This window comes from bacterium, assembly GCA_035454885.1.
Classification (GTDB): Bacteria; UBA10199; UBA10199; order JACPAL01.
The window spans coordinates 1-5,935 of sequence record DATIGE010000074.1 but is presented as its reverse complement, the minus strand read 5'-3'; the positions used below and the strand labels follow the sequence as shown (position 1 = coordinate 5,935).

Genomic DNA, 5,935 nt, shown 5'->3' with positions numbered 1-5,935 from the left:
GTCCATGACCATCTTGTAGAGGCTGGGGGACTTGAGCCCCGCGCGTTTGGAAAAGAACCGGTAGGAAAAGCCGTAGTTTTTCTTCGCCGACTGCAGCCAGTCGCGGAGAAAGTGGCGGTAATCGAGATAATTGAAGAGATTAGGTGCCTCAAGATTTGTCATACTGGATGAAAGAGCAATTTTCGTGCCACCTGATTTTTCAATGAAATCCAATAATCCTATTTAAATAATTATAAATTTTGCAGTTTTTGCACCATCAACGAATCGAGACCATCGATAAGTTAGAGGGCAGGTCCCAGGGCGCTTTCCTCGAAACAAATCCGGAGACGGTTTAAGTTTTGAACTTTTGTTGAAATATTTATACTTCAATTTGATTGGTCAAATAGGTCTAAATCATTAACTATCTATTATTATTTACTTTTTTAGATGGCACAGCAATTGCTCATGAAATATCCATCAGGGGGTATCCGTTATGAAGAGATTTCAATTGCCGGTGGCCGTCCTCACCATTCTGGCCCTGTCCGCTTGCGGGGGGGGCCTTGAGTTCATGGGTGTGAAGGACAAGGGCCGCCAAGACGTCGGGCAGGATGCGTCGGTCACGCCGCAGGACCCGGAAGAGGCTCCCGTCCCCCAAGGCGACGAGGTCATCCTCCCGAATTCGCCTTCAGCCCCGGCGCCGGACGTCGCGCCCGCCCCGATGCCCGAGGTGACCGCCCCCGCGGCCGAACCTGCCGCCTTTTCCCTCAACATCGACGCCGAGAAGAAGTTCGACACGCGCCTCGGACTGGTCAAACTTTCATGGGCCGCCACCGGCCCGGTCGAGGAAGTTTATCTCTGGTCGGACGGCTTCAACCGGGACACGGCGGACGCGGCCTCGGACGACCCGTGCGGAACGATCGGCGTCCGGCACCTCCTGGTCAATTCGAAGGAAGGCGCGAACCTGGGCTATGAGCTGAATGACGGGACGCCGGCCCACGACGCCCTGCTCCCTTACCTCGACAGCGCCCAGCTCTGCGACGAGTCGATCTGCGAAGGTTACACGGCCTCCCCGGGCGCGCCCTCCTGCCGGATCGATCTGGATCCCAAGATTTCTTCGGGATCCTTCTACACGCGCACCCTGACGAAAGACGCCGTCTACCGCCTCTGCGCCAAGACCGCCGAGGGGACCGACTGCGTGGCTTCGTCGGCGGTCACCGTCCCGACGGCCTCCATCGAGAGCGCGTCGGCGGGCATCTCGCCAGAAGGAAAGGTCCGTTTTACGTTGAATTATCTCTTCGCCGTCCGCGGGATGGATCCTCCTGCCGGCTGCGTCAAGAACGACGGCGGATCCAATTACAACGACCGGGACCGCGGGCGCGGCATCCTGGTGGCGGACTGCCCCATCGAGACGCACGCAGTCGTCCGGGAGATGAGAAACGGGTTCGGCGGCATTCCCTTTACGGCCCAGGGCATCGGAAACGGCAACTCGGATTCGGATCGATTCACGATCGTGGCCGGCGATCCGGTGGTCACGGTCAGCTCCCCCTACGGTTTCCAGGGCAAGGACGGATGCGCGGGCGAGAACGACTGCGAGGGAACGGTCAAGATCGACGCCCGGGCCTCCCGGTCCCTCACCGTCACCCGGCTCGGCACGGGCGAGGCCTTGTTCTCGGGGCCGACGACCGCCGGGATCGAGTGGGTCCACCTGCAGCAAAACGACGACCTCATCCTGCCCGACGGCAAGACCGGGGACGGCCTGCCCAAGACCAAGACGATCGAGATGTACGAGACCTCCGGGACCCAAGCGCTCGGCGCGGCGGTCGGTGAAGGCGAGGTGACGTTCACGAATGTCCTCCGCAGCCACAAACACTACCGCTGGCGCGCTCGTGCGATCGTCGACGGCAAGAAGTTCAACAGCGCGTCCACGGCCCTGCCCTACCAACCGTCCTTCCGCTTGGACCAAATGAATCCGGTCGTCAGCTACGTCATGGGCGAAGTGAATGGAATACCGTTGCCCCTCAAGCTCAATGGAAATGAGATGAAGATCACCTCCCACCACATCAAGGACGTGGGAGGCGCTTGCTGGTCGTCCGCCGGACCGGCCTCGTACATGATCCTCCACCCGGGGTTCGGGTATGAGGAGTCGAAGGAGGGACGTCTCAATCCCTACGTCATCATTAACTATGGCGACTTCAGCCAGCCGGTCGACCGCTCCAATCCCCTCACCTGCCGGTTCTGGGGCGTCTCGTACGACGGCCAGGCGATCGACGGGGGGACATTCACCTGGAGCCTGCCCGCTCAATAAGCGGAAGGGAGCCACGATGCCGACGATCAACCCTTACGCCCTCGAAGACATCCAAATCCCCGACATGCCCATGGGCCCCATGGCCTTCGGTTCTCCGGCGGCCGGCGCCCAGGGCAGCGACGCCTCCAAGATGATCATGGCGATGATCGCCGCCCGGGCGGCCGAGCGGGCGGCGGAGCCGGCGCAGCCGCAGAACGTCGATCACGCGGAACAACCGGACAACACGGGAGCGATCCTCGGCGGCGTGGCCGCGGGCCTCGCGGCGTTCGGCATCGGCGTGGCCGCCGGTGTGGCCGCGTCCGCCGAATCCTCCGCTCCCAAGACTGAGACCGAGGACTCGAAGGCCCCGGCCCCGCCGGAAGCTTCAGCGCCCGAGACACAGCCCGACCCGCAGACGCAGCCGCAATCCGCCGCCCCCGCGGCGGAGCCTCAACCGAAAACGAACTCCCAGGCACCCGAGCCCCAACCCAAGTCGAATCCGCCGGCGGCCCCGGACGCGCAAGAAGAGGCAAAGCGGAAATACGTCGCCGACGCCCATGCCCTCTACGAGAAGTGTCTGCAGACCCCCGGCATGGTTTGTCTGAAGCCCGACGTTTCGGACTCACCCGACCTGAAAAAATGATTGCGCAATAGCGACCTATGACCGGCGCGGGCACGCGGTCGTCAGCTCCTGCTCCTCGCGTAAGCCAGCGCCCAGGCGTACTCGTCATCCGTCAGCGGTTGGAATTTTGGAACCTGGCCGAAGGCTTCAACCATGTCTTCTTCGTAAAACGGCGTGGCATATCCCATTTTAGTCCCCAGGCCATTTTTCCTCTGGCGGGCCATGCGAACGGCCCGCCAGAGGAGATTCGAAATGATACCCGGCTGTTCGGATGCATGCGCGGATTCGAGGTCGCGCAGTTCCTCGGAGACCCTCTCCCACTCTTGCCTGTCCGCCCGTTCCTGCTCCGTCTCCGTCGTCGGCAGGCTGATCTCCATGATCTTCCTTTCCTCGCGCGCCTGGCGTCTCATCTCCTCCGCCGCCTTCCTCAAGCCCCTCTCGTGGTCGGAAACAAAGTCGATCATGCTCCCGGCGGATAGCAGGTTCACATTTCGCCCCGGCACCCACAGAAACACCTCTTCACTCCCGCCGAAGATCAGCCGGCTGAGACCGGGCGCCAACAACGCGATCGAAATGGGCCCCGCGTCTCCCCCGTTGGCCGGACCATCATTGTAGGCAGGGACAAACTGCCTCCGGCCTTCGCCGTCGACCAAGGTGACCGGGCCGGGATCGGAATTGACGAACCAGATCCCTCTCTGTTGATGCAACCGCGCCCCGAACGGTTGCGGATGGCTGAAACGCACGAAGGCCGTCCTCTCGAGGGACTCGGGCGGATGGGTGCCGATATAGACGTCCAGCGCGGGATCGACGACGGCCAGCGACAGACCGCCGGCGAAGATCTGCAAGAGAGGCGAGGAAACCGGGAGACCGGCGCCGATTTGCATGATGACGTTATCGACGAAAGGAGGAGGATGTTGTTTTGGGATCAGGCGGGATCGGAGATTGTTAAGAATGGATATTCGATTATTTCTTGTGATGAAAGTGCGGCTGCAGGAGCGAAGCGATCTCCGGGTCCGCCCCCTGCCCGTAAACGAGGCGGCGGAAGGTCAACAGCGAGGGTTTGGGCTCCGAGGCCGGCGACCGGTCCGTGTAGATCCGGTGGGCCGAGTCCGCCACATGCAAGGGGCGCGCGACGCCCTTCAGAATGCGGGATTCCAGCCGTTTGATGCATTCGTCAAAGGCCTGCCTGAGGCGCTCGCGGCATAAGCTGGCGTGAGGGACCCTGTCGATGCCCGCCTTCTCGAGGAGGGAGAGGATGACGGGGTCGGCGGTCTTCCCCGTCACCCGCTGGGTGAAACTGACGAGGGCGGGCGGCTTGGTTCCGGACGGAAGGTCTTCGCAGAAAAGGCGGTGGGCGCGCACCGCGATCGTCCGGGGCCGGGGCGACCGGCCGGATTCGGCCTCGTCTTCCTCGATCGCGCGCTCGAAGGCCTCGATCATCTTGGACCGGTCGATCCGGGCGAGCTTTGGGATCCGGTGCCCTTCGATCAGCGACAGGATCTCCGCATCGACGCGGCGGCCTAAAAGACGCGCCCGGAAGGTCCAGATCGAGGGCTTCTTCACGCCGACCGGCAGGTTCCGGCAAAAGACCTCCCGCGCGAGGTCGGCGATCAGGGTGAGACTGACGTCTCCTTGGCGATTGGCCTCTTTCAGCTCCGCCAAGGCGGTCCGAAAGGACTCCAAGACCCTTTTTTGATCGAGCACCGCACCCTCCTTGCCCCTTTCAATAGCAAAGAGAATGCCAATCGGAGCTAATAACTAAGTATATAATATTACTACTATTTATAGAATACTGTCTTAGCGATCCGCATATTTTGAATATGATTGCTGAAGTTTTTGCAGTTTCTGATTTGATTCAACAGCAAACCGCTCGAGGGTCTAGTCTCCAGGGGCATCGTCCGAGCTCGAAAGGACTTGCGGGACGACGAGGCCGCCAACGCCCGCTGCGGCAGCCACAGGGAGCACTTCATTGGCGACCGTAAAGCCCCCGGCCGCCCAGGCCGGTAAAGACGTCGTCGTTAACACAGCGGTTGATCCGGCGGTCGTGCCGGTCACGGTCGCCGTTGTCCCGCCGGCGGTCGCCGCCATGACGCCTCCGCTCGCGACCAACTCAGGAATGGCGAACGGCGCCGCGGCCCCGGCAAGAATCGCCAAGTCATACAAGAATTCCACCGAATGCAGTTCCCTAACCCTCTCGAGATCCCTCGCCAGTTTTTCATGTTCGAGCGTGCGCTTAACGAGAACAAATTGTTCCATCGGGTCGAGTGACGTCCACTTTTCGAGCGGCATGCGCAATCTCTCAGACCATTTCTGATCCGATTCGTTTCTGGCGACTTCCCGAGTGCGATCATCCTCCCTCATCCCCCAGGATTCAACTTCGCCGTCGGTCGCTTTCGTGATGCGATCCAAACGCCATCCATCGGAATCGCGCCGATAGTGCTTGGTCCAAAAGCGACGAGGATAGGAATTTCGCGCATCCGGTACCGTTTCCGAGCACGTTGCACTGGCGAAAGTCACATTCCCGCAGTAATCCCGAATGGCGGTATCGTCCAGAGCGGGATCATCGACATTCACCATCTTGTCATACAAAGACGGATCATAACCATCCGGGCCCCAGGTTAAGAAGGACAGATCGCCCGACGGGGAATCGGAATTCACATTCCCATTACCAGCACCGGGCGAAGCCGAGACATCAACGGTTGGGGATTCTACCGGTGTCGACTTCGTGGTGGATTTTCCATCCCCTCCACCGGGGGAAGTCGGTTTGTTGGGATCATCGTCATTGGGGCCCCCCTTGCCCTTCCGTTTGATGAAATCGACGATCATCTGGAGCGCCATGCTCCCCAGCGGGGCGAGAATGCCGAAACCGAGGAGGCAGGTGATCAACAGCTCCTTGCCGACATCGCTTTCCTGCCTCGACTTCTCGATCGTATCGGCCACCTTTTCGCATTTTTTCTCGTCCTTCAAAGGGCACTCGTCGTCCAGCTGCTCCAGCGCGAATTCGTTCTGGGCCGGATCGTCGACCTTCACGCAGATCGTTCCTGCGACGA

5 protein-coding genes are annotated in these 5,935 nt (G+C 60.8%); 2 read left to right on the top strand and 3 right to left on the bottom strand.

Translation table 11 applies throughout. The annotated features are described in order from the left end of the window. Nucleotides 1-472: 472 nt before the first annotated feature. Both VLJ37_12315 and VLJ37_12310 read left to right on the top strand, forming a co-directional pair. The gene (locus VLJ37_12315; protein HSA60455.1) at nucleotides 473-2,284 is read left to right on the top strand and encodes a hypothetical protein; all 1,812 of its coding nucleotides are present in this window, start codon (nucleotides 473-475) and stop codon (nucleotides 2,282-2,284) included. Between the two features lie 16 nt (nucleotides 2,285-2,300). Then, entirely contained in the window at nucleotides 2,301-2,906 is a 606-nt protein-coding gene (locus tag VLJ37_12310; protein ID HSA60454.1) for a hypothetical protein, read from the top strand. Nucleotides 2,907-2,947: 41 nt separating this feature from the next. Here the strand turns inward: VLJ37_12310 and VLJ37_12305 are convergent, their stop codons facing one another. The 3 genes from VLJ37_12305 to VLJ37_12295 all read right to left on the bottom strand — a co-directional run. Beyond that, entirely contained in the window at nucleotides 2,948-3,769 is an 822-nt protein-coding gene (locus VLJ37_12305) for a hypothetical protein (GenBank protein ID HSA60453.1), read from the bottom strand. A gap of 79 nt (nucleotides 3,770-3,848) precedes the next feature. Further along, nucleotides 3,849-4,589, bottom strand: a complete 741-nt coding sequence (locus VLJ37_12300; protein HSA60452.1) for a hypothetical protein — start codon at nucleotides 4,587-4,589, stop codon at nucleotides 3,849-3,851. 174 nt (nucleotides 4,590-4,763) lie between these two features. After that, on the bottom strand, nucleotides 4,764-5,935 hold a 1,172-nt coding region (locus VLJ37_12295; GenBank protein ID HSA60451.1), incomplete at its 5' end, for a hypothetical protein.

Bases quoted from the DNA above. Each gene is read 5' to 3' on its own strand.
- VLJ37_12315 (HSA60455.1), top strand. From the start codon at position 473: ATGAAGAGATTTCAATTGCCGGTGGCCGTCCTCACCATTCTGGCCCTG.
- VLJ37_12310 (HSA60454.1), top strand. From the start codon at position 2,301: ATGCCGACGATCAACCCTTACGCCCTCGAAGACATCCAAATCCCCGAC.
- VLJ37_12305 (HSA60453.1), bottom strand. From the start codon at position 3,769: ATGCAAATCGGCGCCGGTCTCCCGGTTTCCTCGCCTCTCTTGCAGATC.